Below are 24,827 nucleotides of genomic sequence, written 5' to 3'. Positions count from 1 at the left end.
GAGAGGATTTTAAATCTCTGAATTTTTTTTGGGAAAATGCTTGACGCTAACTGGCTTGCCATGGTAAGATCTATCTTGTCGCCGCGAAAGAAACAATCGCGAAAGACATTGACCAATATGCGGTCGTGGCGGAATTGGCAGACGCGCACGGTTCAGGTCCGTGTGGGCTAACCCCCGTGGAGGTTCGAGTCCTCTCGACCGCATTATATGTTAACAAAACAGGTTCTTGTATGGCAATGATGCCATCAGGAACCTGTTTTTGTATGTCTACCAAAATAGGATTGAAAAAAATGGAAGGGGCGAGGTCATAAGGGCGGAAAAAACAAAACAAGGGGATCTCCACGATCTATAGGGGATGCCCTTTCTGCTTTTTACTCAACGGTTACAAATCCCCTCACATAATCCTTGAACTGATCCCGTAGCGGGGTCAGCGGCTGGTCCGCGGCATAAGCAAGCACGCCATACACAGCCGTATCTATTTGTCCCGGCAGCGGCAGGGACTTCAATTCGCCGGAAGCCAGCTCCTTTTGGATACCCGACAGCGGGAAGATGCTGATGAAATCTCCGGCCTGCACCATGCTTTTGATCATCTCCGGGGAATTCGTCACGGTTCGCTCCCATAGATGAATGTTGCAAGCCGCAGCATAAGAGCGTGAGTAATCCATCATGTACGAGCCTTCGCCGTGCTGGACGAAAAACTGCTGGGTGATGAGCTGATGAGTCAGCGACTTCAAGCCGGCAAAAGCATGCGATCCTGAAAAAATGAAGGCGACATCCTCTTTGAGCATTTTTTCTTCTTTTACAGTCTTCATCATTTCCGATGAGGTTTGTCCCGTATAATAGAACGCCAGATCAATCTCCTGGTTCAGCAGCTGCTCCCGGATCACCTTCGTGGGCTTGATGTCCAGTTCGATTTGGATTCCCGGAAAACGGCTGCAGAAGCCGCTGATCAGGGGAGGAAGAATATACGTACCCATCATGGTGTCGGCTCCGATCTGCAGATGTCCTTTGTTCAAATTCGCGTAATCCTGAACTGCTTTTCTGGCTTCCTGGGCCATGCCCGTCATTTTCACCGCATAAGGAAACAGCGCCTTACCGGCCTCCGTCAACAAAATCCTGCCTCTCCTGGACTCGAAAAGAGCAACGCCCAGATCTTCTTCCAGGCTCTTCATATGGAAAGTGACTGTAGGCTGCTTCATGTCCATTTCCCTTGCCACATCCGTAACTTTCTTTAACTTCTCTATCAGCACAAGAATTTGCAATTTTAACAAATTCATGGATCATCCCTCCAGAAAACACTTCTCCACATCTGATTATAGAATTAATCTATGGAATAATAAATAATTTATATAGATTTTTATTTTTCTTTTTACAAAACACGTCATTTTACAAAATGATAGAGAACTACAATGAATTTGTCGGCAGCGTCATAGAGTTGCCATGACAAACACAGAACAGGGGGAAACAAAAGATTATGAAACTCAAGAAACCATTACTTATGATTTGTACGTTGGCACTGGTCGTTATGCTGGCAGCCTGTGGTAGCAAGGATACCCAAGGAGACAGCAGCGCTTCGGGAACGGCGAATAATGATAAATCTTCTTCTACTGAACTGAGCGGTTCCGTATTGGCAGTCGGATCCACGGCGCTTCAACCATTGGTTGAGCAAGCAGCTCAAAAATTCATGGCTGAATCCCAGTATTCCAAAATTCAGGTGCAAGTGCAAGGCGGCGGCAGCGGCACCGGCTTGACGCAAGTATCCGGCGGTCAAGCAGATATCGGTAACTCTGACGTATTTGCAGAAGAAAAGCTGAAAGACGAAGCCAAAGATCTGGTTGACCATCAAGTGGCTGTTGTAGCTATGGCTGCAGTAACCAATCCGGATGTAGGCTTAGACAACCTGACCAAACAACAGCTGGTGGATATTTTCACAGGCAAAGTAACGAACTGGAAAGAAGTTGGCGGCAAAGACGAAGCGATCGTGATCGTAAACCGTCCATCCAGCTCCGGTACCCGCAAAACTTTTGAAAAATATGCACTGGGCACTTCGACGGAAGACCTGAAGGGATCTATTCAAGAAGAATCTTCAGGTACGGTTAAGAAAATCGTTTCTGAAAGTCCTGGCGCGATCGGATACCTGGCTCTTTCTTACCTCGATGACAAAGTCAAAGTTGTTAAATACGAAGGTGTAGAAGCGACTGTTGAGAACGTGGCATCCGGCACATATCCGGTATGGGCTTACGAGCACATGTACACCAAAGGTGAACCAAAACCTGAAGTTAAAGCATTCCTCGACTACATCGCATCCGACGCAGTACAAAACGGCGACGTGGTAGAGCTCGGATACATCCCGGTTTCCAAAATGGAAGTTAAACGTGACGTAGACGGCAACATCTCGAAATAATCACCAGCACGGATTGGACTTTTACAAGCTTGAAAGAGGCGGAAGGAGCATTCTGCCTCTATTTTCACTTTAGAAAGAAGGACAACGATGAAAGCTATGGATGAAAGGCCTGTTCAGGTAGGATCAGCACGTTCTGCCCGCTTTAAAAAACATCACGCTGAAGATCTTGCGGGCCGAAGCTATACGTTTATTTGTGTGGCTTTGCTCATTGTCATCATCATTTCTATCATATATTTTGTCGCATCAAAAGGACTTGCGACATTCTTTCGCGATGGCGTCAGTCTTGGCGACTTTCTGTTTGGCACCACATGGGACCCGGAAGGCAATCAGGGAGAACCGATGTACGGCGTGCTTCCGTTTATCTTCGGTTCATTTGCGACATCGCTGCTTGCTGCTTTGATCGCAAGTCCGCTCAGCATTTGTGCTTCTCTGTTTATGACCGAAATCGTTCCCGGTTGGGGCAAAAAGTTGCTGCAACCCGTAATTGAACTGCTTGCAGGCATTCCGTCGGTTGTATACGGCTTTATCGGATTGACGGTCGTTGTGCCGTTTATGCGGAATGTATTTCCCGGACAGGGGATCGGGATTGCCGCAGGCGCGCTGGTGCTGTCGGTGATGATTCTGCCGACGATCACAAGCGTGGCCTCTGACGCGCTCTCATCGCTGCCACGCGGACTTAAGGAATCCTCGTTCGCTCTTGGGGCAACACGCTGGCAGACGATCTCCAGAGTTATTCTCCCAACCGTGCTGCCTTCTATACTTACCGGCGTGGTACTGGGGATGGCTCGTGCGTTTGGCGAGGCATTGGCCGTGCAAATGGTCATCGGGAATGCGCCGCATATTCCGCGGTCATTGTTCGAATCCGCATCCACTTTGACCAGTGTGATCACTCTTGACATGGGTAACACCGTCATGGGCTCCACACACAGTAATGCATTGTGGAGCATGGCGCTCGCACTGATGTTCATGACCTTTATCTTCGTACTCATCGTTAGGCTCTTGGAAAGGAGACATCGGATTTGAAAGCGAAACTGACCGACAAAATTGCAACCTTCTTCATCGTGGTGTTTTCTTTACTCATCGTAGCCGTGCTTGTAGGGTTGATCGCATTTATTCTGGTGCGTGGGCTAAGCCATATCAACTGGCATTTCCTGACCTCGGTTCCTCAGACCATCCGTGCGGGAGGCGGTATTGGACCGCAGCTGTTCAACTCCTTGTTCTTGCTGGTTCTGACGCTGATCATTACCATTCCGCTGGGCCTTGGCGCCGGTATCTATATGGCTGAATACGCGAAGCCCGGGAAAATCACCGGCACGATCCGGCTTGTGGTCGAAGTGCTGTCTTCATTTCCGTCGATCGTCGTCGGTTTGTTCGGCCTTCTTCTTATCGTTAACACATTCGGCTTTGGCTTCTCACTATTCTCCGGTGCACTCGTTCTGACGATTTTCAACCTGCCTCTGATGGTACGGATTACGGAGCAGGCGTTCCGCAGCGTGCCAAAAGAGCAGAAGGAAGCAGGGCTTGCGCTTGGCCTGTCCAAATGGAAGATCATTTCCTCCGTCCTGTTCCCGGTGGCGCTGCCAAGCATTGTTACAGGTACGGTTCTGGCAGCGGGCAGAGTGTTCGGGGAAGCGGCTGCGTTGCTCTTTACGGCAGGGATGTCCACGCCAAGGCTGGACTTTACCAACTGGAATCCGCTCAGTCCGACATCGCCGATCAATCCATTCCGTCCGGCAGAAACGCTGGCAGTGCATATTTGGAAAATCAACAGCGAAGGTCTGGCACCGGATGCCGCTCAAATCGCCGCAGGCGCTTCAGCGGTGCTCGTGATTCTGGTGCTGCTGTTCAACCTGTTTGCCAGATGGATCGGCGGCGTGTTGTACAAAGCCATGACAGCTTCCAAACGTATGGGATAAGGGGGACATCAATATGCAAACCACATCGTTTCGTACCGAGCATCTCAGCGTATTTTACGGTCAATATGAAGCGGTTAAAAATATCAGCCTGAACTTTCCCGAACAGAGCGTAACGGCCCTGATCGGACCGTCCGGATGCGGCAAATCGACGTTTCTGCGCTCGTTGAACCGGATGAATGACGAAATCTCCCAAGCCAAAATCAAGGGACGCATCTGGATCGAAGGGGAGGACATCAATGATCCGGCCACGGACGTGATTCAGCTCCGCCAAAAAATCGGCATGGTATGGCAGAAGCCAAATCCGTTCTACAAATCCATTTACGAAAATATTGCTTTCGGTCCCAAATACCATGGCATTAAGGACAAGAAGCAGCTCGATGAAATCGTAGAGTCCAGCCTTCGCAAAGCGGCGCTTTGGGATGAAGTCAAAGACCGGCTGAAACAGTCTGCACTGTCACTCTCCGGCGGTCAGCAGCAGCGGCTATGTATTGCGCGGGCATTGTCCGTACAGCCGCGCATTCTGCTCCTGGATGAGCCTGCATCGGCGCTGGACCCGGTATCGACGTCGAAGGTAGAGGAACTGATCGTCGAGCTGAAAAAGGAACTGAGCATCGTCATCGTAACCCATAATATGCAGCAGGCGGCGCGGATTTCCGATTACACTGCTTACTTCTATTTGGGCACCTTGATGGAACATAATGAAACGGAAATTATTTTCACCAACCCAGAGAACGCCATGACGCAGGAGTACATTTCCGGACGGTTTGGTTGAATCATGATTCGAACATGGGATCTCACCAATGTTTTTTCATGCGGCGGACAAGAAAAAAGGGTATCCTCAAGGTTTATTCAACCTATAGGATACCCTTTTTGACGTTCTTGATAAGTTTTTAACGAACAATCATGACAGGACAGTGCGCATGCTGAACGACGCTGTGGCTGACGCTGCCGATGAGCAGCTCGGACATGAGTCCGATGCCGCGGCTGCCCATGATGATGAGATCGGCATGCTGTTCTTCAGCGGTATTGCAGATGACTGTCGAAGGATCTCCGGTCTTGCTGAAGGTCTCATAGGAGACACCGAGCTTGGTGAGAGATGCCGTGGCTGGAGCCAGGATCTTCTCGCCCTCTTCACGGATACGTTCTTCGAGGTCTACTCCGACAGGAGGCTCGTTAATCGTGATAGAGGGGTTAACATGCAGCACCGCAAGCTCCGGTTGATTCTTCAGGCATTGGATCAATGATACAGCGGCTTCCAGAGCACGATCAGCGTGGCTCGAGCCATCAACGGGTACAAGAATACGGTTATACATAATGTTTCCTCCTTAGTGGCCTTCCGCTCTGTCTACATGAGTCAGATGGCGGCGGCGGACAAGTAATGTGACTACACCTAGAAATACCATCACGGCGCCAAAATAAAACGGTGTTTCAGGATGATACCATTCAGACAGCTTGCCTGCGAGCCATGGGGATACGGCACCGCCAAGGAAACGGACAAAGCTGTATGATGCTGAAGCGACGGAACGTTCGACAGGTGCAGCCTGCATAACGGCCGTGGTGATCAGCGTGTTATTGATGCCAAGGAAGATACCGGCCACGATAACGCTGATGATAACAGTTTTCGGAGAATGGTTATAAGTTCCGATACCCATGATAATCAGTACAATGGTAAACAGCGTAAGCACGGTACAGATCGATTTTACGACACTGAAGCGCTTCTGCAGTCTTGGAGCGACGAAGACGGACGTAAAGGCAAGCAGAATGCCCCAGCCGAAGAAGACATACCCTAATCCATGTTCATCCAAATCCATGACGTATGGGGAATAAGCCATCAGGGTGAAGAAGCCGAAGTTGTAGAGGAAAGCTGTGATGCCGAGCGTTAGCAGTGCCGGGTAAGACAAGGCTTTGAACGGATCGGCGAGCGTACTGGCTTTCTTGGGTTTCGGGACATTCGGCAGCATGAAGATAACGAAGATAAAGCCGACGAGCATCAGTCCGGCAACACCGAAGAAAGGACCGCGCCAGCTGATGGACCCGAGCTCGCCGCCCAAAAGAGGTCCGACGGAAATACCAAGGCCGAGTGCGGCTTCGTACAGGATAATGGCTTTGGCAGTGCCGGAAGTGGACAGACCAACGATGGCAGACAATGCGGTTGCGATGAACAGGGCGTTACCCAAGCCCCAGCCGCCGCGGAAGCCTACAATTTGGCCGATCGTATCGGAAAATCCGCCAAGCGCGGAGAAAACGATAATCAGAAAAATACCGGTAAGCAGCGTCTTCTTAATACCGATGCGGCTCGAGATGACGCCTGTAATCAGCATGGCTATGCCTGTTACCAAGTTATAGCTTGTGAAGAGAAGAGATACCTGGCTTTTGCTGGCATGCAGCTGCTGGGCAATGGCCGGCAGAATCGGGTCAACGAGTCCGAGACCCATGAAGGAAATGACGCAGGCAAAGGCGATCGCCCATACCGCTTTAGGCTGGGATAACAGCCCGGCTTTCCTTTGTTCAAGTTCTAGGGGTTGTGAAGCTGGGGATTTCATAAAATTAATTACCTCCGCTTTTGTAAGATTATTTTCATTTTTCAAGAGTACCCATCACAAAAAAACACTGTCATATCTGCTTTGCAGCATTATGAACAGTTGCTTGGGTGCCTTTGATCTTTAGTCCTTCGGGGCGGATTCTTCATCGAATCTTTGAACGAAGGCATTCAAGCGAACCTGGGTTTGTTCAAGCTCACTTTGCATGTTTTTCATTTTTTCGATCTTGGTACGAAGCATTTCGATTTGCTCATCCAGCATCTGCTGCATATGCGTAAGCTTGCTTTTTTGTTCTTCCCGGCTTTTTACATCGTGATAGGTTCTATGGTGGTTCTTATACGCATCTGACACGGACAGATACTGTACGAGCTCCTGCAGGCCGAAGCCGAGAATGTCCTTGGCGTTTACGATTTTCTTCAGATAATCGATATGCTCCCGTGTGTAGATCCGGATACCGCCTTCACTCCGATCAGGGGCAGGAAAGACGCCCAGCTCTTCATAATACCTTATCGTTCGCTTGGTTAAGCCGCATTCCCGGGCTACGTCATCGATTTTGTATTCATCCATGTCTTTCCTCCCTTGCGATATGTTCTACTAGACATTCATCATTTTAATCCTCTTTAACGTTAACGTCAACGTTAACTTTGTTGGATGAATAGATTTTTTTATGGAAAAATGTTTCGGCTATTTTTCACGAAGCTTCCTTCGGTGCTTGAGCAGAACAGGGACAGCTGTTCCGATTATTGCACCGGCACCGCCGCCGATACTGACCGTCCACATCAGAGGGAAAGACCCAAGTCCCATCAGAAAGGCACAGCCGCTCGCCATCGTTGTTCCCGCCAGCACGCCGATTGCGACTCCGCTATCTTTTCCGATCCCCATCACCGCGCACCTGCCTTTAATGAGCATTGTTCTTCATTCGGATCGAATCTTACTATGCCCAAAATAAAACAGCTCTATAAGCCGGATCAGTACCGGATCATAGAGCTGTTTGCCATGGTATGGCTGGATAGTCAATACGCTAATGTAGATTATGAATCGTGCAGAATGCAATCCGCGAACAGAATGAATTTCGGAATGCGGAAAAAGAGTTCGGCCCGATCCTGGAAGCTTGGTGACGGCAGGGTTCCCTGATGAAGCCATTTCCGGAACGTTCCGGGATGAATATGCATCCATTCGCTGACGTCGCTGACGGACAGATCATGCACCATGCACAAACCCGTGAGAATCTTGTTGTCTACCGGCGAGCGTGTGAGCGTTCTGCGCATAAACCGTGATGATGATGGCTGGCATATAATGGGACTGTTGGCCGTAACGGTGCGGTTGAATAGAATATGATGCGGATATCCGAGAAACTGGCAGACTTTATCGAGATTCTTTTTACCTGGAATCCGTCCTTCATAGACCCATGCGCTCACGCTTCGCGAAGAAACGCCGAGTTCTTCGGCCAGCTGCGACAGCTTGATATCGTTCGCCATCAATACCGCCAGCAGAACACGGTTGCGGATCTGGCAGCGGGAAGGCTTGCGAAAGCGCTTGACGCGTATACCTTTTCCCAAATATTTGCGGTTGATCAGAGACCACGCCTGAATTGAATGCTGTTCTTGTTGTGTAGGCATATTTCCTCCGAAGTTTTTCTTAGAATTCTACATTTTTATAGCTCTTATTTCAATAGTAACTAACGCCCATTTCTACGCCCTTTTTCCTAGTAAAATGCGGCTTGCGCTAATAGAAACAGGATATTTGGCATATGCCGCCTCCTATCATTCCCCATTAAATCCTTAAATTACCGAAAAGATTACAAAAATGGTTACTGAATTGAAATTGAACGGTTTCGGGATTCAAGGTACAATGCAATGGAACTAGATAAATAGAAATAATGAAAGATTCATCATCTCATAGAAAACTCATGGTGATGATCGAATGTGTTTTATTTCATTTTATACTGGATTACGAGATTCGATTGCATAGGTTTGCATTCGGGATGAGCGCTTTTTTGTCCTGCAAATCTATCAAAATACGCAGAAAAAGGTTGGTAGAGAGAATTGAAAAAGCTGTTACAGTGCACCAAATGGGTTTTATCGTTCATGCTTATCTTCAGCTGCGTTCTTTACGCAGGAAAAAACAATGCAACCGCAGAAGGAAGCTCGGCAAATTCGGTTAAATATTCTGTTTTTGCAGCCGTGAATGACACCCTTGTTACTTATCCGATGTCCCCGGTCATACATAAAGGCACTTTATATGTTCCGATTGTCCAAACAGCAGCGGCGATGAATGTGAGCGTGCAATACGCCAAGGGCAATGTCACGCTGACGCATAGCGTAGGGAAGTCCGTAACCTTGCCGGCAGACGGCAAAAACACGTTTGTTCAAAACGGCAGAACGTTTATCTCATTCCGCGTGATAAGTGAAAAGTTCGGTTTCGGGCTTTCTTATCTTCCCAATCAGAAAGTATACCGTGCTTTGAACAGCGGCGCTTCGCTGACGGATGCCCAATTCGCCGAAAAGTACGGCAGCTACATCAAACAGCATCTGGCTCAAACGGCTGTGCCGTCCAAGCCAAGCGGTTCCGGTTCCAAAACGATTTATATTACTTTTGATGATGGTCCGTCTCCATATACTCCGCAGCTGCTGAATGTGCTGGACCAGTATAAAGTCAAGGCTACATTCTTTATGCTTGGGAACCAGATCGCGAGTCATCCTGCATCCACGGCCCGCATCGCCAAGGATGGGCATGGTCTCGGGCTGCACGGAATGACCCACCAGAAGAATAAGTTCTATGCCTCGCCATACTCGGCACTGAACGAGATGAACATGGACAACAAAAAGCTGCATGACGCAGCCAAGGTGTACACCAAGCTGATTCGCGTGCCGTATGGCAGCAAGCCTTATTTTACAAAAGCTTACCGCGATCAAACGGCAGCTTCCGGGTATCATCTTTGGGATTGGAACATCGATTCCAACGACTGGAGATATCAGAGCAATCCTCAAATCATTTATAACAATGTCATGAGAGATATTAAAACAATGGAGAAAAAGGGCGTTACGCCGATTGTTCTGTTTCACGACCAGCATGCCACGGTGACCATCTTGCCGAAGCTGATCAAAGCGATTCAGGCAGAAGGGTACACGTTCAAGCCGATTACGAATGACATGAAGCCGGTGAATTTCTGGCATGACGAGCGTTAAAGTATTTTTAAGGCCCCGGTCTTCCGGGGCTTTTTTATGTGCATTTTTCTTTCAATCTATGAAATAGGCTACCAAACGGGTGACGTCAGACCTCGCAGAATGTCGACTCCTTTCATACGATATAGCAGAAGGCAGAAAGGGGGACGCTGACGATGAATTCGCTTGCAGTTAACAGTATAAGTGCTTTGGCCGGTAGTTTTTTAACGCTGGCACTCGGAGGATGGGATCAACTGTTATGGATTTTTCTGTTCACTATTGTCATCGATTATGTAACGGGAGTTTTGGCATCGATCAAGGAAGGGACCGGGTTGAAAAGCGACATTGGATTTTGGGGGCTGACGCGGAAAGCGTTGATGCTTGTCGTCATTGTATTGGCCCATCAAATGGATCTGCTGCTGAGCGGAGGAACGGACGTGATTAAAACCGGCGCCATATTTTTTTATATGTCCAATGAGCTGATCTCGATCACGGAAAATTACGGTCGGTTAGGACTTCCAATGCCGGGGAAGCTCCGCCGGGTGATCGCTGTCCTTCAGGATAAAGATAAGCAGGATGACAAGCCGAAGAGTTGAAGGCATATAACTTCTCTTTTCCTGCACGGGTGGATATGGTATATTTTTTTTGTAACCTTACGCGTTGGACAAGGAGAATGCATGCCATGATTAAACATATTGTCTTCATAAAATTAAAAGACAGAAGTTCCGAAAGCGTTGACAAAACGGCCGAGATTCTGCGTGCCATGAAGGGACAAATCCCGCAATTGCTTGCCATCGAGGTTGGTGTGGATGTCATCCATTCGGAGCGTTCATTTGATATTGCCCTCGTCACCGAGGTATCTTCCCTGGAAGATTTACAGGCTTATCAAGTGCATCCCGTTCACCAGGAAGTTGTTCGCCATTTGAATGAAGTAAAAGAGGTATCCGTTAGTGTTGATTACGAAATCTAGCAGATAGGAAGACTGATTATGAGCGATTTGGAATACCCGATGGAAACATTGTTTTTGCTTGTGGTGTTTATCGTGGCCATTTTTGTCACGTTTTTCTGGTTGAAGCGCCGGGGGAAAAAAAGAAAATAATATCTGCAGCATGGAGGTACAGGCCGTGTATTATGTAAACAAGGAACAAATCCAGCATCGTCTGGACGCGATTCCGCAAATTGCCCAAGGATTGACAACAGCAGCCGAGTCCTGGGACGGAGGCGTCGTGCTCGGGATGGTTCAGGAGCGGGCGCTGCATTTGGCGATTGAGGTCGTTACGGATGTAGGAAGTTATTTAATTGACGGCTTTATCATGCGCGATGCCAGCAGTTATGAAGATATCATGGAAATCAACCACGAAGAAAAGGTGTTCGACCAGGAAATCTTCGATGTTCTTCTAAAGCTGGTAAGTTTGCGCAAGCCTTTGGTGCAGGATTATTACTCATGGAGCCGGAGCGAGCTTCATCCGCTGACGCCGGTGCTGCCGGAAATCCTGAATAAGTTTGCTGCTCAGGTACGCGATTATATCCAGCAGGAGCTCGTAATGTAGTAATGGAATTTGAATTTTTGAACAATCAAGCCTGTAAGCCCATTCTGATATCCAGATTGGGCTTGTTGTTTTATGGCGTAATTTTTTTAAAAAAATAAAATGCTGTCCTTTGTGTCACGACAAGCCCTCCCTGCTTATAATATCCTACAAATAGGCATTAGCCCGTAAGGGTGAAGGGAGTGACACACCATGGCGGAATGGGGAGCTGTACTACTTGCTTGCGGATTCATATTGTTCGCCGCTGTAGCGATAATTCTTCTACATACCTTAAGAAGAGTGCTGCTGCGGACAGAAGACGTTCTTGGCAAAGCCGGGCTTGAGATCTCGCAGCTGGCTTCCGAATCCAAAGAGCTGCTCGTGCAGGCTTCGGCAACACTATCGCTGCTTCAGGACCGGGTGGAGGAAGTGGAGCCGTTCTGTGAATCGCTGAGGCTGGCCGGTGCCAGCCTGTCGAATACGCTGCAGCGGGCCGACTCCGTCACGAAGCAGATCACAGACTCTGCCATGGAACGCTTGGAAAGGGCCCACCGGGAGAATGAGCTCCGTTTAGCGGAAGCATTCCGGTGGCTGGATGCCGGCTTATCGGTCTGGCATTCCTTTAAGCGGCAGTCGCAACCCCCTGCGGACGATCATGCCTGAGCCGAAGGAGAGATGATAGTGATGAAGGAAAAGAACAAAAGCTTGTTGTGGGGCGCTTTGATCGGAAGTGTAGTAGGCTCGGTAACGGCACTGCTGCTTGCGCCGAAATCAGGCAAGGAGCTTCGTCAGGATATCGCTGAAGGCGCCAGAACGGTTGGAAGCAAGACTCAGGAGCTGGCAGGCAAGGTCGGTGAACAGGGAGCTAATCTGATCGTAAAGGTCAAAGATACAGCGGGAAACGTCATTTCGGATATTCGTGGCTGGCGCAAGTCGGAGAGTGATCCGGAAGATTCGGACGAAAGCTGCGAACTGGCCCAAATATCATCTTTTGCCGATGGCGGCGAACAGGAACCGGATTTTGCCGAGGAATCGAAGCAGGATGCAGGAGATTTATAAATTGCAGCATTAAACAGAGCGGGCCCGAATTCCTGTCAGCAGGAAGGAAGGGGCCTGCTTTTGCGCGTCAGGATTGAGCCTCCGGCTATTTGATAGCGCTGCAGAATTGATTTATGATGTGAGGTACGTTTGATCATTATTTTTCATATGTTAGCAAAAGAGAGAGCATAAATCGACAAAAGGAAGCGGTGTGTTCGTGCAGCAAGCAATCGCAATATTAGACTCGGGTGTGGGGGGCTTAACCGTCGTCAAGGAAGTCATGAGACAGCTCCCACGGGAAAAAATCATCTATTTTGGAGACACTGCCCGCACACCTTACGGACCCCGTTCGTCCGAAGAAGTAAGACATTTTACAGAGCAAATTGTGGATTTTCTCATTCAATTCAATCCGAAAGCGATTGTCATTGCCTGCAATACAGCAACGGCTGCGGCATTGGATTATATTTCGGAGAAGGTGTCCATTCCTGTCATAGGTGTCATCCATCCTGGGGCACGGGCGGCGATCAGCGCCACCAAGACCGGGAACATCGGCGTTATCGGAACGCTCGGCACCATTGGAAGCGGCGCATACACAGCAGCACTTCAGCAGCTTTCGCCTTATATACATGTGTTGAGTGAGGCATGTCCCGCGCTGGTTCCATTGGTGGAGAAAGGGCAATTCCGGTCAGATGAAACGACGGCAGTTGTCGATGATTCGCTTCGCGGCATGAAAAGCTCTTCGATAGACTGCCTGATCCTGGGGTGCACGCACTATCCTTTTTTGAAAGAGACCATTCAGGAGGTCATGGGTGAGAAGGTGAGGCTGATCAGTTCAGCGGACGAAACCGCGAGGGAAGTCAGCACCATCCTGTACGATAAGGGACAGCTGGCCAACAGCAATGAGAGCCCGGTGCATCAATTTTTCTGCAGCGGAGACGCGGATATATTTCAAAAAATAGCCAAAAACTGGCTTGGAGAGCACATCCGACGTACTCCGGTGGTTTGGCAGGTATCCAGGTTCAGCGATACGTAAGTTCAAACAGGATTCATGAGAGAACTCCGTTATAAGAACGGAGTTCTTTTTCGCATGGGCCAAGTCATCGGCGTCATACAATCTTCACAAGAGCAATGCTTAAGTGCGGTTTGAATCAAGCCGCGGGAAAGGAAGACGCCTATGCAGCAGTACACCGTACGTAAAGGGGATACCCTGGATCGAATCGCCGCAAGCCGGGGATTGTCTAGAGCCCACATCATCAATGCCAATCCTTGGGCAGGAGAGCAGCCGTATTTGCTGCCTGGACAGATTATTTTTTTGCCATCCTCCCCGAGAAGAAGATATGTTATTCAGCCTGGCGATAGCCTCGATCATGTAGCAGAGGCTTTCCAAGTCAAGGAAGCGATGCTGTTGGAAATGAATCCGGGCTTATCCCGGAGTTACTTTCCGGAAGGGCGTATCCTGGTGCTGCCCCATGCCGAGAAGAAATGGATTATACACCCCGAGGGGGAATACGGATACCAGCACCTTAATCATGATATCAGCCGGCTTACGAAAACCCATCCGCGAATTTCTGCAGGGACCATTGGTGAAAGCGTGCTTGGCAAGCCAATTCCCTATTTGAAGATCGGTGAAGGACCTAGAACCATTCATGTGAACGCTTCCATCCATGCGAATGAATGGCTTACGACGCCCTGCATTATGCGTTTTGTTGAGGAGTATGCCTGCGCGCACAAGGAGGGTAAGCGCTGGAACGGATATGACCCAAGACTTTGGTTTGCCCAGTGTACCTTATGGGTAGTGCCTATGGTTAATCCGGATGGCGTGGAGCTTGTCCAGGAAGGCGTTCAGCCGAATAATCCTTATTACGGGCAGCTGACCGATTGGAACGGGGGAAGAATTGATTACCGTCACTGGAAAGCCAATATCAACGGGGTAGACCTGGGGGATCAGTTTCCAGCCCATTGGGAGGAAGAAGTGCAGCGCCGCGGAAAAAAATCGCCTGGTCCGAGGGATTATGCGGGGGTCGCACCGCTCAGCGAGCCAGAAGCTGCTGCGCTTGCGGCTTTTACCGTGAAAACATCCCCGGATGCGGCCGTCTCCCTGCATAGCCAGGGCCAGGAGATCTATTGGAATTATCGTAACTATGAGCCGAAGGAAAGCAGGGAAATGTCGCGAAGACTTGGTCAGGCAAGCGGCTACCGTCCCGTCAAGCTGGAAGGCAGCGATGCCGGATACAAGGATTGGTTTATTCAGGAGTTCCGGCGTCCGGGATTTACGGTTGAAATCGGAATGGGCAAAAACCCGCTTCCGCTTGAGGATTTCGGTAATGCTGCTTTGGAGACCGGCATGATCGTAGCGGAACTGTTATCGATATGAAAACATTTTGAAACATTTTCTGTAAAATTACGTATAATACATGTGAGGGAGCGGGCGTCGGTTGCATTGAAACGTTCGTTTCCTCTTCTTATGAAAAATGCATATTTGGATCAAAGGAAGGAGTGCATCTGTATGAAATGGAGACGACTGCTCTCCATCCGGCGTTGGTCCCAGATGACAGGCCAATTGTGGCGTTATCTAAGCTCCTCACAGGTATCCATCTTGGACAAGCTTCTATTTCTGGTTCCGGTACTGCTGTACTGGGTTTTGCCGGATGTCATGCCCTTTGTCCCGATTGATGATATAGGCGTCACCCTAATCGTAATGGGATGGTTCGTATCCCGCATGGAGAAGAAGTATCCTTCTTTGACTTCAACAGTCATACATGGCCCCCCAAAGGGGAGAAAACGATAATGCCGTCTTGCGAAGCGAGAAACGTTTCTTTACAATGAGAAGAGCTTTAGTTTCATGTATCGTGTCTGAAGGATTCGCATGAAAATCCAATCTTTTAAAAACAGGAGATGCAGCCACAATGAAATGCAAAATTACGCGTAATGCTGCCAAAGTGCTACAAAAGGAACTGGAAAAAGAGGAAAACAGCGGACTTTCGCTGCGCGTGCTGGTGACCCATGCACATGGCGATCATGCTCATTATGGGCTTGATCTGGACAAGCCTGGCGAAAATGACGAAGTGGTAAGCACGGACAAGGAAATCGAAGTTCTTCTGGACCGCAATGAGCCGCTGCTCGACGGAGTGAAAGTGGATTATTTGTATTTCCCGAAGGAAGGTTTCGTCATTACCAACCCATCCAAAGGAAATCACGGCGACCACTAATGGTTATTTGATCATGGAAGAAAAGGGTGCGAATCATGGCCAACGATATCCGTATATGTGATAAATGCAATCATATACAGCTGAAAAGCATTGTTCCGAAGCTGAAGAAAATGGCTCCGGACACCGAGATCAAAATTGGATGCAAGTCGTATTGCGGTCCCTGCGGCAAACGGGCATTTATTTATGTGAACGGGCGTTATATCAGCGCGCAGACTGAAGCGGAAGCGCTCGCCAAAGTGGAGCCTTTCATCAAGTCTTAGCAGCTTACTGGAAAATGCTTACGGGATTGCCGTGCATAGTTCTCTGAAGGAAGCTCCATCCTACAAGGTGGATAGGAACTTTCGAGTGAAGGAGAGAGCAGCCCATGGCATCCAGATATGATTCCAGTCTGCAATCGCAAAATCCGATTTCCCAAGCACAAAATTCAGTGGAAAAGCTGCATTACGCGGTTTCCCAAGCTTTGTCCCATCCGAATGAGCAGATGGTTAAACAAGCCCAAAGCAGGCTTGCCCATACCGAGCGTGCGGTGGACCAGGCTGGTGACAGCCTGAATGGACAAGCCGTTGAATTGGCGGAGGAAATGCTGACAGAGGAAAAAAGCCGATTGGCTTCCCTTGCTTCTGACGAGCGCGGAGAACAAACGAAATAAGTTACCTGTCTGATCCTGCAAAGCGCCAAGCTTTGCGGGATTTTTTTCGTTTTTGGGGAGGGGCTTTTTGGGAATCATTCCTCGCTATGCTATAATGGACATGCTTTCTTAATCATGCATCTCATTATATATGGAAGGTTGTGAAGAACATGAAACACATTACGGACTGCACCATTCTGAACAACGGCGTTACCATGCCATGGCTTGGGTTCGGTACATACCAAGCGAAAGGCAATGAAGTGTATGAAGCGGTCAAGGTTGCACTGAAGACGGGATACCGCAGCATTGATACGGCTGCCGTATACGGTAATGAACAGGAAGTAGGCAAGGCAATTGCCGAAAGCGGAATTGCTAGAAATGAAATTTTCGTCACGTCCAAGGTATGGAATGATGACCAGGGTTATGATTCCACGCTGCGCGCGTTTGAAGAAAGCCAGAAACGGCTTGGACTAAATGTGATTGATCTGTATTTGATTCACTGGCCGGGCAAAGATAAATTCAAGGACACCTGGAAAGCGCTGGAGCGCCTTCATGATGAAGGAAGCATTCGCGCTATCGGCGTGAGTAATTTCCACGTTCATCATTTGGAAGAGCTGATGAAGGATAGCAATGTTGTGCCTGCCGTCGATCAGGTGGAACTGCATCCGGGACTGGTTCAGCAGGAACTGCAGGACTATTGCGGCGCACACGGAATTCAGATCGAAGCATGGGCGCCATTAATGAAAGGCAAGCTCAGTGACAATACAACGCTGCTCGGCATCGCCCAAAAATACGGCAAAACACCGGCGCAAGTCATTTTGCGTTGGGACATTCAAAATAAGATCGTCACGATTCCCAAATCGGTTACGCCTTCGCGCATCCGCGAGAACGCGAACATTTTCGATTTCGAACTGTCGCAGGAAGAGCTGAAGCAAATCGATGCGCTGAACGGAAATAAGCGGATCGGCACGGATCCGGATAAACTCTTTTTTTAAAACAATGACAAAACCCGGTTTGCCTGTTGGAGGCGAACCGGGTTTTTCTGTTCATAGCTTCAGCAATTAATGTTTGCGGGGAGGAAGAGGTCCGAGGAACTGATAATACTGGCACTCGATCCGTCCGTTATACAGCTTGCGTCTTTTGTCGGCTTTGCGTCCGAAGTAATGTTCGAACTGTTTGGTCGGGCTGATCGCAAAGAAGGACCAGGTTGGCAGCTGGGCAGCCGTATGACCTAACTGGCGGATCAGCTTCTCAACTTCATTCTTCTCGCTTAGGCGTTCCCCGTAAGGAGGGTTCGTAATTAAGCAGCCATATTCCCCTTCGGGCTTTGCCTTGGCCGCAGGAATCACGTTGAAGGTAATCTCCCGCCCAAAGCCTGCGCTTTTGGCGGCGGCCTTGGCCACTTCAATGGCTTGCGGATCGATGTCGCTCCCTGTCAGCTGCAATGGCTCGTCATCGCGAACTGAGTCGAATGCCTCTTCGCGTGCCTCCGTCCACAGCTTTTCGGGAATAATCCGCCAGTGCTCGGATGGAAAGGATCGGCGGAGTCCCGGCGCGATATTCCAGCCCATCAAGGCAGCTTCGATCAGAAAAGTGCCCGAACCGCAGCATGGATCGTATAGCGGGCGCGAGGCATTCCAGCGGCTGAGCTGCAGCATGGCAGCGGCCATTGTTTCCTTGATCGGCGCTTCCGTCACGAGCTTGCGGTAGCCGCGCTTATGCAGGGCTGGTCCTGTCGTATCGAGGGTAAGAAGGGCCATGTCTTTATGCAGGTTTACTTCAATGACATAACGCGCTCCATTTTCCTGAAACCAATCGGTGTGGTAGCTTTGCTTCAGTTTTTCTACGATGGCTTTTTTCACGATTCCCTGGCAGGCAGGTACGCTGCTCAGTTGGGAATGATGTGAGCGCCCTTCCACCGGGAATTCTCCGTCGGACGGAATCCAATCTTCCCACGGAAGCGCCTTGGTACCTTCAAAAAGCTCATCGAAGGTTTTGGCCGGAAATTCTCCCATTTTCACGAGAATGCGGTCCGAAGTGCGAAGCCACAAATTACAGCGGCAAATATCTTGGAGATCTCCAGCAAAAGTCACTCTGCCGTTCTCGACCTCCATGTCGGTATATCCCAAATCTTTAAGTTCGCGCGCCACGATGGCCTCGAGGCCCATCGGTGCGGTTGCAATCAGTTGCAAGCGGGGCATAAATCAATTCAACTCCATTTTCAGCCTTTATTTCATATGGTTCAACATAGAATTCGTTCTTGACTAAATGCGTGCAGCCGCTGCAGTTACGGATCGATCTTCCGATCGCTGTTGTCTCCGAATTTTCCGAATATACTCTAAAAGGTTAAAATTCGGAGACAAAGGCGAACGCTCCGCTTCTTCAGATCGATTCCGTTCCTTCCGCTACCATCGCTTCTTTGTCAAATACTAATCTGAATGTTTAGCCTATCATAAATAATGAATTGAAGCTCGAATAAGTCATCAATTCATTCTATAGAGATAGAATGGGATTGAAGCTCGAATAAGTCATCAATTCATTCTATAATAGTATAGGGTAATGTGAGGTTATAAACAAACCTTTAGTGAACACCATTGATAAGTGAATGATGAATGAAAAGGGGAGTCAAATGATGAGTCCTGAAGAATATGCGGACCATTTTCTTGAGAATGATCGTCAGCTTGCACGCGTAAAACAAAACATTGCCGATAAAGGCATGCCGGAAATCTCCATCGCTCCCGGCTATGGCCGGCTGCTGACTATGCTTGTGGCAGCAACCAAAGCCTCGCAGGTGCTGGAGATCGGTGCCTTGGGCGGTTACAGCGGCATCTGTCTGGCCAGAGGCCTGGCAACCGGAGGATTGCTTACGTCCTTGGAGCTTAAACAGGAATTCGCGGATGTTGCGTTGGAGCATCTGACCGAAGCGGGGTATGGTGATCAGGTCGAATACATGATCGGCCAGGCTGTCGATAATCTCGAGAAGCTAAAACTGGAAGGCCGGAAATTCGATTTCTTCTTTATCGATGCCGATAAGGAGAACTACCCGGTGTATCTGGAATATGCCATCGAGCTTGCGAATCCGGGTGCCATCATCGCAGGCGACAATACATTTTTGCGCGGCAGAACTTTGAATACGGACAAAAACGGACCATCGGTGCAGGCGATCCGCCGTTTTAACGAACAGATGGCGACCGATGAACGCCTGATCGGCACGATTTTGCCGGCATACGACGGATTGGCCGTCGCGATGGTGAAGACGCAAGGGAAATAGAAGTTTGCGATTAGCGATAGGCTATACAACGGGATGAATCAAAAAAAGGTGGTGCAGGATGTCATCCTGCCCACCTTTTTTTGACGGTTATGGAATGTTTAAAATATCAGGGGTGTGAACCGCTCCATTTTAACGGTATTGAGGCGCTTTACGATTTTTAAATAGCTTCAGCCGCACCCATACCATATTCAACAGGAGCAGGCAGCCGGAGATGATAAACAATCCTTCAATGCCAATGAAGCCCGATAAAAATCCGCCGACCAGCGCTCCCAGCATATTGCCTAGCGCAAGCGTACTTGTGTTGAAGCCGAATGCACGGCTCTCCATGCCATTTGGCGTATAAGAACGGATCAGAGCATTAACGCTTGGGAGCAGACCGCCCATGAAGATGCCCATGAGGAACCGGACGATGATCAATTGCCACACATTTTGAACGAATGCCTGAGGGATCAGGCATAGCCCTGCTCCAATCAAGGCAAAGGTGAGTATCCGATGCGCCCCCACCTTATCGCTGACCTTGCCGAGAATCGGCGAGGTAATCATATTCGACAATCCGGTCACGGCACTGACCATGCCCGCCCAGAATGCGATGTCCACAGCGGAGTTATGCAGTTTTTGCACATATAACGGAAGAAGTGACATCGGACTCATCATGGCGAACTGCAGCAGAAACGTTACCGCGAACAGAGCCGGTAGCTGCGGAATTTGGGCAAGCTCTTTGAAACCGGCAAGAACGGAAACCTGCGGCGCCTTTGCGGCTTCTTCGCGGTTAAAGTTCTCTTTAACCATGAACAGCGCGAGCAGCGAAGCGGAAAAGATCAAAATGCCGATGATGTAAAAAATAGGCCGGAAACCGAATACATCCGCGAGACCTCCGCCAATGAGTGGTCCGAGAATGGTTCCTGCCACGGAGCCGGACTGCATGATGCCCATCGCAAAACCCATCCGGTCTTTCGGGGTTGTGCTGGATACCAGCGAAATCGAAGCAGGATTAAATCCGGAAATCGTACCGTTCAGCAGACGGAGCAGCAGGAGCTCCCACGGACTGCGGGCAAAGCCCATCAATGTAATAACTATGGCCATCCCAAATCCGGAGCGCAGCAGCATAATTTTGCGTCCATAACGGTCGGACAGCTTTCCCCATAGGGGTTGAAAAATAAATGAGGTCAGGAAGTTGGCGGCAAAAATCAATCCTGCCCACATCCCGATTCGATGATCACCCTGAACTCCCAGATCCTTCGCCAGATACAGGGACAGGAACGGAGTGATCATCGTCATACCGGAGTTGACCAGGAACTGGCCAATCCAAAGCACAATTAAATTGACTTTCCACGATTTCAATGTGCTTTTCACTTCCTTTCACTTGTGACTGATTGCATGATGAAAAACACAGATTAAATCAGTATAACATATTTACCCAAACACCCCGAAAAGCAGATGTCATACTATTGTCATGGGATGTTAGGTGCACCCGGTTGTTACTTACTTTTAAAAAGGGCATAATATAGATTAGAGAAATTCTAAAAAACATTGGAGGCCTCTTCATGACCTACAACGATACACTTATACAAGCCAGCTATAAAAAGAAAGTGGATCATGTTCCTGTCTGGTATATGAGACAAGCGGGCAGGTACGACCCTGAATACCGTAAAATCAAAGAAAAATATACGCTTCTGGAAATTTGCCGGCAGCCGGAGCTTGCAGCGGAGATCACGATGATGCCAGTCCGCAAACTGGGCGTGGACGCTGCTATTTTGTATTCGGATATCATGAATCCGGTAGCGTCACTGGGCGTGGATTTTGATATCGTGAAGAATATCGGACCGGTGATTGATAATCCGATTCGCAGCAAAGCCGACGTGGAGAAACTCCGCCCGATCGACGTTGACAAGGATCTTTCCCATATTATGGAGACGATCCGCATTCTTGACCGCGAGTTGGAGGTTCCGCTGATTACGTTTGCCGGTGCTCCGTTCACGATTGCGAGCTATCTGATCGAAGGCCGTCCTTCCAAAAACTATATTTTGACGAAGACCTTGATGTACAGCGAACCCGAGGTATGGAATCTGCTGATGAACAAGCTTGGCGATATGGTGATTACATATGTGCGTTCCCATATTCAAAACGGCGGCAAAGCCTTCCAGATTTTTGACAGCTGGGTTGGAGCTCTTGCGCCAAAAGATTTCCAAAAGTATGTGCTGCCAACCATTACCCGTATCTTTGCCGAACTTTCAGATTTGAATGTACCTAAAATATATTTTCCGGGCGTAAGCTCCGGCGAGCTGCTTCCGACTCTTACACAGCTTCAGGCGGACGTCGTCGGACTGGACTGGAGAGTATCCATTGCGGAGGGCCGCAAACGTACCGGAGGCAAATTCGCGATGCAGGGCAATCTCGATCCATATATTTTGACGGCACCAATGGACATCATCAAGCAGTATGCCAAGGAAATCATTGATGAAGGCATTAAGGAGCCGGGTTATATTTTCAATCTGGGACATGGCTTGTTCCCTGAAGCATCACTCGATAAGCTGAAGGAGCTTACGGAGTTTATCCATGAGTACTCGGCAACTGCTTTGAAGAACGGAAAATAGAAATACCAACATAAATGAAGAGGTGAATGTTTCGTGAAAACAAAAGTAGGCGTGCTCGTGATGTCCTATGGAACTCCTGAAAGCATTGAAGGCATTGAAGCGTATTATACGCATATCCGCCGTGGAAACGCTCCTTCTCCCGAGCAGCTGGAAGAGCTGGCTGACCGCTATAAAGCGATCGTGGGCGGCGTGTTCCCGCTCCGCGAAAATACGAATCATCAGGTGGACAGCCTGCAGAAAGCCCTTAACGCCGACACACGTCTTCCTGAGGTTGAATTTGTCTGCTATCAGGGTCTGAAACATGCCAGTCCCTTCATTGAAGATGGCGTGGAGCAAATGGCCAAAGACGGTATCAAAAAAGCAGTCGGCATCGTGCTGGCTCCCCACTATTCGACCATGAGCGTGGAAAGCTATGTAAAGCGCGCTCAGGCGAAAGCGGATGAGCAGGGCGTTGAATTCACCTTCGTGAAGAGTTACCACCTGCATCCGCAGCTGATCGAAGCGCTCAGCGATCGTGTGAATGCGAAGCTTGATCTCTTCAAAGAGGCGGGCGCAGAACGCGACGAGGTGCGTGTATTGTTCAGTGCGCACAGCCTGCCGGAGAAAATTCTGGAGCTTGGCGATCCGTACCCGGAACAACTGCTGGAAACCTCCCGCGCCGTTGCCGAGAAGACGGGAATCACGACTTGGCAGTTTGCATGGCAGAGCGCCGGCCGTACGTCGGTGCCTTGGCTGGGTCCGGACATTCTGGACACACTTCGCAATCTCAGCAAGGAACAGGTCAAGCATGTGCTGGTGGCTCCGATCGGTTTTGTATCCGATCATCTGGAAGTGCTTTACGATCTGGATATCGAAGCGCAGGACGTCGCCAAGGAGCTGGATATGCGCCTCATGCGTATCGACATGCTGAACAGTGATCCGCTCTACATGCAGACCCTTTGCGATTCTGTTATTGATCAGCTCGGACAATCAAATATGGCCTAGAACAGAGCCGTTCTATCTATGGAGCCTCCCGCAGCAGCGGGGGGTTCTATTTGCTTCCGTGAACCTGATATAATAGTATGGATTCCGAGGAGAATCTATTAAAATATGAACATTTTTAAGGAGGAACGATGTATCCGCCGAGATCGCAGAAGAAACGTTCCGGTCAAAAAAACCGGAAATTGAGGCAAAGGCGTTTATGGTTGACCATGAATGCCGCATTGCTATTGATGATCGTCATTTTATTATCCTATTATTTTATCAACGACCGACAGACTGCAGCGGGGGTTCAGCCTCCGAATTCGGCTCCTGCTGATACAGAGAATAAAGAAAGACTGCCCGAAGACAAGAACTCCCCTCCGGATTCGAGTGCTTCCCCAAGCGATGTCCCTAAAGAGGAGACTACACAGGAGAAGGCTAAGGAGCCTGAGAATCCGGTCCAGCCGCCAAAGGATCAGGGTACACAGAATACGGATAAAGAACAGGTGCCAGAGGAGAAGAAAGACGTGCCTCCGACATCTTTGCCTAACAAGGTAAGCGGAGCAGAGGATACCTCGAAGAAAGATTCAGGTACTCCGGAAGCCCAAAGCACGGTTTATGATAACGGCAAGGCCGTCACCATTCATTTTGTGGGTGACATGATCTTCTCTGGCAAGGTGGAAGGTTTGCTGGAGAAACAAGGCTATTCATACCCTTTTACTTATTTGGGAGATACCTTCAAAAAGGATGACCTCACGTTAGGCAATCTCGAAACGCCGGTAACAACAGGCGGCGTGAGCGCCCAAAACAAGCAGTTTGTATTCAAATCCTCACCGAAAGCGCTGAATGCCCTGCATGCGGCTGGCATGGACGTTGTCAATCTGGGCAATAACCATATTCTCGATCAGGGAGAGGTTGGTTTACTGGATACGATCAAGTATTTGGACCAAAGCGGCATCCAATACGTGGGTGCGGGCAAAAATGCGGCACGCGCTTATGAACCGTTATTTTTCAAGCGGGGCGGCATGACCATTGCCGTCGTCGGCTGCAGCCGGGTGTATCCTGAACCGAATTGGGCCGCCGGGGCCAATAAGCCAGGTGTGGCGAGCGCCTATGATAAGGCTTCCCGTGTCCTTGCTTCGATTGCAGAAGCCCGTAAACAGGCAGACTTGGTTATTGTCATGGCGCATTGGGGCATTGAACGTTCCTTAACGCCTAATGACATCCAAAAAAAGCTCGCACATGATTTCGTCGATGCGGGAGCAGATCTGATCATCGGCGGGCATCCCCATGTGCTGCAGGGGCTTGAGCAGTATAAAGGCAAATGGATCGCATATAGTACAGGGAACTTTATTTTTACAAAATCGAGTACTCCTTCGACATGGAAAACAGCGGTGTTCCAGGCTACCTGCAAGCCAAAATCCGGCTGCAGCATGAAGCTTGTACCATACCATGCGGAGCTTGGGCAGCCGGTGCCGATGAATGCTCAGGAAGGCAGCCAGCTGATGAAAGAACTGCAGAAACTGTCCATCGGCGGCGTGAAAATCTCCGAAGATGGTGTAGTAACGCCGGGCTGA

Annotated in this window: 29 protein-coding genes and 1 tRNA gene; 22 read left to right on the top strand and 8 right to left on the bottom strand. The window is 49.3% G+C overall.

The genetic code is table 11. The features are described 5' to 3' along the window. The first annotated feature begins 119 nt into the window (after positions 1 to 119). Positions 120 to 203: transfer RNA gene (locus tag GRF59_RS09410), tRNA-Leu, on the top strand. Positions 204 to 371: 168 nt separating this feature from the next. On the opposite strand, the gene GRF59_RS09405 is transcribed toward GRF59_RS09410, so the two are convergent. Beyond that, positions 372 to 1,277 (bottom strand): LysR family transcriptional regulator, encoded by a 906-nt coding sequence (locus tag GRF59_RS09405; protein ID WP_160497314.1) that lies wholly within the window; start codon positions 1,275 to 1,277, stop codon positions 372 to 374. A gap of 197 nt (positions 1,278 to 1,474) precedes the next feature. Here GRF59_RS09405 and GRF59_RS09400 point away from each other — a divergent pair, with 197 nt between their 5' ends. From GRF59_RS09400 to pstB, 4 genes are all read left to right on the top strand, one after another. Beyond that, positions 1,475 to 2,404, top strand: coding sequence for a phosphate ABC transporter substrate-binding protein (locus tag GRF59_RS09400; RefSeq protein ID WP_160497313.1), 930 nt, complete (start codon positions 1,475 to 1,477; stop codon positions 2,402 to 2,404). An 87-nt stretch (positions 2,405 to 2,491) separates the two neighbouring features. Then, positions 2,492 to 3,427, top strand: a complete 936-nt coding sequence (pstC, locus tag GRF59_RS09395) for a phosphate ABC transporter permease subunit PstC (protein WP_160497312.1) — start codon at positions 2,492 to 2,494, stop codon at positions 3,425 to 3,427. Further along, positions 3,424 to 4,320, top strand: a complete 897-nt coding sequence (pstA, locus tag GRF59_RS09390; RefSeq protein ID WP_160497311.1) for a phosphate ABC transporter permease PstA — start codon at positions 3,424 to 3,426, stop codon at positions 4,318 to 4,320. Before pstC ends, pstA begins: the two co-directional genes overlap by 4 nt. Positions 4,321 to 4,333: 13 nt before the next feature. After that, positions 4,334 to 5,092, top strand: a complete 759-nt coding sequence (pstB, locus tag GRF59_RS09385; protein ID WP_160497310.1) for a phosphate ABC transporter ATP-binding protein PstB — start codon at positions 4,334 to 4,336, stop codon at positions 5,090 to 5,092. A 118-nt stretch (positions 5,093 to 5,210) separates the two neighbouring features. Here the strand turns inward: pstB and GRF59_RS09380 are convergent, their stop codons facing one another. The 5 genes from GRF59_RS09380 to GRF59_RS09360 form a co-directional block, all read right to left on the bottom strand. After that, positions 5,211 to 5,633 carry a universal stress protein gene (locus GRF59_RS09380; RefSeq protein WP_160497309.1) on the bottom strand — a complete coding sequence of 141 codons (423 nt, stop codon included), beginning with the start codon at positions 5,631 to 5,633 and terminating at the stop codon, positions 5,211 to 5,213. A 12-nt stretch (positions 5,634 to 5,645) separates the two neighbouring features. After that, positions 5,646 to 6,863, bottom strand: a complete 1,218-nt coding sequence (locus GRF59_RS09375) for an MFS transporter (protein WP_160497308.1) — start codon at positions 6,861 to 6,863, stop codon at positions 5,646 to 5,648. Positions 6,864 to 6,983: 120 nt separating this feature from the next. Then, on the bottom strand, positions 6,984 to 7,427 hold the full coding sequence (locus GRF59_RS09370; RefSeq protein ID WP_160497307.1) for a MerR family transcriptional regulator: 444 nt from the start codon (positions 7,425 to 7,427) through the stop codon (positions 6,984 to 6,986). A gap of 117 nt (positions 7,428 to 7,544) precedes the next feature. Beyond that, positions 7,545 to 7,742 carry a hypothetical protein gene (locus tag GRF59_RS09365; protein ID WP_160497306.1) on the bottom strand — a complete coding sequence of 66 codons (198 nt, stop codon included), beginning with the start codon at positions 7,740 to 7,742 and terminating at the stop codon, positions 7,545 to 7,547. 149 nt (positions 7,743 to 7,891) lie between these two features. After that, positions 7,892 to 8,479, bottom strand: a complete 588-nt coding sequence (locus GRF59_RS09360; protein ID WP_160497305.1) for a helix-turn-helix domain-containing protein — start codon at positions 8,477 to 8,479, stop codon at positions 7,892 to 7,894. A 468-nt stretch (positions 8,480 to 8,947) separates the two neighbouring features. On the opposite strand from GRF59_RS09360, the gene GRF59_RS09355 reads away from it, so the two are divergent. The 13 genes from GRF59_RS09355 (at position 8,948) to GRF59_RS09295 (ending at position 17,420) form a co-directional block, all read left to right on the top strand. Beyond that, the gene (locus GRF59_RS09355) at positions 8,948 to 10,048 is read left to right on the top strand and encodes a polysaccharide deacetylase family protein (RefSeq protein ID WP_237391690.1); all 1,101 of its coding nucleotides are present in this window, start codon (positions 8,948 to 8,950) and stop codon (positions 10,046 to 10,048) included. A gap of 152 nt (positions 10,049 to 10,200) precedes the next feature. Then, positions 10,201 to 10,620, top strand: coding sequence for a phage holin family protein (locus GRF59_RS09350; RefSeq protein ID WP_160497303.1), 420 nt, complete (start codon positions 10,201 to 10,203; stop codon positions 10,618 to 10,620). Between the two features lie 86 nt (positions 10,621 to 10,706). Beyond that, a complete protein-coding gene (locus GRF59_RS09345; protein WP_160497302.1) occupies positions 10,707 to 10,994 on the top strand; it encodes a Dabb family protein in 288 nt (95 codons plus the stop codon). Positions 10,995 to 11,148: 154 nt separating this feature from the next. After that, positions 11,149 to 11,574, top strand: a complete 426-nt coding sequence (locus GRF59_RS09340) for a HepT-like ribonuclease domain-containing protein (RefSeq protein ID WP_160497301.1) — start codon at positions 11,149 to 11,151, stop codon at positions 11,572 to 11,574. A gap of 189 nt (positions 11,575 to 11,763) precedes the next feature. Continuing rightward, positions 11,764 to 12,213 (top strand): DUF948 domain-containing protein, encoded by a 450-nt coding sequence (locus tag GRF59_RS09335; protein ID WP_160497300.1) that lies wholly within the window; start codon positions 11,764 to 11,766, stop codon positions 12,211 to 12,213. Positions 12,214 to 12,234: 21 nt separating this feature from the next. After that, a complete protein-coding gene (locus GRF59_RS09330; RefSeq protein ID WP_160497299.1) occupies positions 12,235 to 12,609 on the top strand; it encodes a YtxH domain-containing protein in 375 nt (124 codons plus the stop codon). A gap of 196 nt (positions 12,610 to 12,805) precedes the next feature. Continuing rightward, complete coding sequence (racE, locus tag GRF59_RS09325; RefSeq protein WP_160497298.1) at positions 12,806 to 13,621, top strand: glutamate racemase; 816 nt, start codon at positions 12,806 to 12,808, stop codon at positions 13,619 to 13,621. Between the two features lie 141 nt (positions 13,622 to 13,762). Beyond that, a complete protein-coding gene (locus GRF59_RS09320; RefSeq protein ID WP_160497297.1) occupies positions 13,763 to 14,962 on the top strand; it encodes a M14 family metallopeptidase in 1,200 nt (399 codons plus the stop codon). 132 nt (positions 14,963 to 15,094) lie between these two features. Next, positions 15,095 to 15,376 (top strand): hypothetical protein, encoded by a 282-nt coding sequence (locus GRF59_RS09315; protein WP_160497296.1) that lies wholly within the window; start codon positions 15,095 to 15,097, stop codon positions 15,374 to 15,376. 118 nt (positions 15,377 to 15,494) lie between these two features. Continuing rightward, complete coding sequence (locus GRF59_RS09310) at positions 15,495 to 15,797, top strand: iron-sulfur cluster assembly accessory protein (protein WP_160497295.1); 303 nt, start codon at positions 15,495 to 15,497, stop codon at positions 15,795 to 15,797. Positions 15,798 to 15,832: 35 nt separating this feature from the next. Further along, positions 15,833 to 16,057, top strand: a complete 225-nt coding sequence (locus tag GRF59_RS09305; RefSeq protein WP_160497294.1) for a YuzB family protein — start codon at positions 15,833 to 15,835, stop codon at positions 16,055 to 16,057. Positions 16,058 to 16,161: 104 nt separating this feature from the next. Further along, complete coding sequence (locus GRF59_RS09300; protein WP_160497293.1) at positions 16,162 to 16,446, top strand: hypothetical protein; 285 nt, start codon at positions 16,162 to 16,164, stop codon at positions 16,444 to 16,446. A gap of 149 nt (positions 16,447 to 16,595) precedes the next feature. Beyond that, on the top strand, positions 16,596 to 17,420 hold the full coding sequence (locus GRF59_RS09295; RefSeq protein WP_160497292.1) for an aldo/keto reductase: 825 nt from the start codon (positions 16,596 to 16,598) through the stop codon (positions 17,418 to 17,420). A gap of 66 nt (positions 17,421 to 17,486) precedes the next feature. Here GRF59_RS09295 and GRF59_RS09290 read toward each other — a convergent pair whose 3' ends face one another. Next, positions 17,487 to 18,626, bottom strand: coding sequence for a THUMP domain-containing class I SAM-dependent RNA methyltransferase (locus tag GRF59_RS09290; protein ID WP_160497291.1), 1,140 nt, complete (start codon positions 18,624 to 18,626; stop codon positions 17,487 to 17,489). Positions 18,627 to 19,054: 428 nt separating this feature from the next. On the opposite strand from GRF59_RS09290, the gene GRF59_RS09285 reads away from it, so the two are divergent. Continuing rightward, positions 19,055 to 19,696: an O-methyltransferase gene (locus GRF59_RS09285; RefSeq protein ID WP_160498206.1), complete on the top strand. Its 642-nt coding sequence runs from the start codon at positions 19,055 to 19,057 to the stop codon at positions 19,694 to 19,696. Between the two features lie 129 nt (positions 19,697 to 19,825). Here GRF59_RS09285 and GRF59_RS09280 read toward each other — a convergent pair whose 3' ends face one another. Further along, the gene (locus GRF59_RS09280; RefSeq protein ID WP_160497290.1) at positions 19,826 to 21,037 is read right to left on the bottom strand and encodes an MFS transporter; all 1,212 of its coding nucleotides are present in this window, start codon (positions 21,035 to 21,037) and stop codon (positions 19,826 to 19,828) included. A 203-nt stretch (positions 21,038 to 21,240) separates the two neighbouring features. Between GRF59_RS09280 and hemE the strand changes: the two genes are divergently transcribed. The 3 genes from hemE to GRF59_RS09265 all read left to right on the top strand — a co-directional run bounded on the left by hemE (position 21,241) and on the right by GRF59_RS09265 (position 24,827). Further along, a complete protein-coding gene (gene hemE / locus GRF59_RS09275; RefSeq protein WP_160497289.1) occupies positions 21,241 to 22,290 on the top strand; it encodes a uroporphyrinogen decarboxylase in 1,050 nt (349 codons plus the stop codon). A gap of 33 nt (positions 22,291 to 22,323) precedes the next feature. Next, entirely contained in the window at positions 22,324 to 23,274 is a 951-nt protein-coding gene (hemH, locus tag GRF59_RS09270) for a ferrochelatase (RefSeq protein WP_160497288.1), read from the top strand. Positions 23,275 to 23,402: 128 nt separating this feature from the next. Continuing rightward, positions 23,403 to 24,827 carry a CapA family protein gene (locus GRF59_RS09265; RefSeq protein WP_160497287.1) on the top strand — a complete coding sequence of 475 codons (1,425 nt, stop codon included), beginning with the start codon at positions 23,403 to 23,405 and terminating at the stop codon, positions 24,825 to 24,827.

Source organism: Paenibacillus dendrobii (assembly GCF_009807035.1).
GTDB lineage: Bacteria > Bacillota > Bacilli > Paenibacillales > Paenibacillaceae > Paenibacillus_AQ > Paenibacillus_AQ dendrobii.
This window is presented reverse-complemented; position numbering and strand designations above follow the sequence as displayed.